The sequence below is a fragment of the Streptomyces natalensis ATCC 27448 genome (assembly GCF_000935125.1).
GTDB classification, from domain to species: Bacteria; Actinomycetota; Actinomycetes; order Streptomycetales; family Streptomycetaceae; genus Streptomyces; species Streptomyces natalensis.
Genome location: NZ_JRKI01000054.1, coordinates 1 through 893 on the forward strand (window position 1 = coordinate 1; position 893 = coordinate 893).

General features: G+C 68.8%; 1 protein-coding gene. It reads left to right on the forward strand.

Translation table 11 applies throughout. The features are described 5' to 3' along the window. The first annotated feature begins 368 nt into the window (after positions 1–368). Entirely contained in the window at positions 369–626 is a 258-nt protein-coding gene (locus SNA_RS29920) for a hypothetical protein (RefSeq protein WP_052809018.1), read from the forward strand. The last annotated feature ends 267 nt before the right edge of the window (positions 627–893 follow it).

Genomic DNA, 893 nt, shown 5'->3' on the forward strand with positions numbered 1-893 from the left:
GGGGAAGCGCCTCACCACCTTGTCGACGGTGTCGAGCCCGAGGCTGTCGGTGGTCTCGCACAGGAAGCGGGCTAAGGCGATCTCTGCGTCCGTGCCCTTGAACCTACGCTCCCGCCCCATGATCCCCCCACGGTTTATCCAGCTCTGAACAGGTCTTTGTCCAGACCACGCGCCACCCACCTGCGCCTCTGCCCAGTGAGCCGACGGCCAATCAGATCACTCTTCACGCTGGGCGTTCAAAGCTCACCCGAACCACACGTGGAGAAGGAAACCCGCCGCACGACCGGCCCGGCCGCACCCCGCGGCTGGCCGAAGCGCCCGCCACACACCCGACCCCCATCCCAGCACGCCGACCGAAAGGAAACGAGATGACCGCGCACCCCGACCCGATCGCCCCCGCTGCCGCCCAGCCGCTGGCCCAGACTCCGCAGCCCACGGCCAGCAGCGAGCGAGACGCCCCGCTGTTCTCACAGCACGCCGCCATCGTCCTGGTGATGGCCGTCATCATCGGCGGCCTCGTCAGCGCCCTCACATACTGCAAGAGCCGGTCCCTCGCCGACGCCGCCCTCGCCGGACTGTTCGCCGCCGGCGCCAGCGCACCAGTACTGCACAAGCTCATTGGTTGAGCCGTGCAACCGTGGAGCGCCATCCCGACGGGCAGGCACCAAGACCGTCAGGCCGTGGTCCATGCCCTGCCCCGCCATCTCTGGCCGAACGATCTTGCGCCGTCGATGAACGGTGTGCCGTCTGGTGCTCCAGACGGCACACCGTGCCGACTCTCCACCGGGACCGGCCAGTGCGCCCGCGCCCTCCAGACCGCCATTGCCAACAGCGCCGAGCAAAGCAACGGACTGCCGACCGAACCGGCGTAGCCCGAAGCGCGTGCGGCATGT

Coding starts and splice junctions, on each gene's coding strand:
- SNA_RS29920 (WP_052809018.1), top strand. CDS start 369: ATGACCGCGCACCCCGACCCGATCGCCCCCGCTGCCGCCCAGCCGCTG.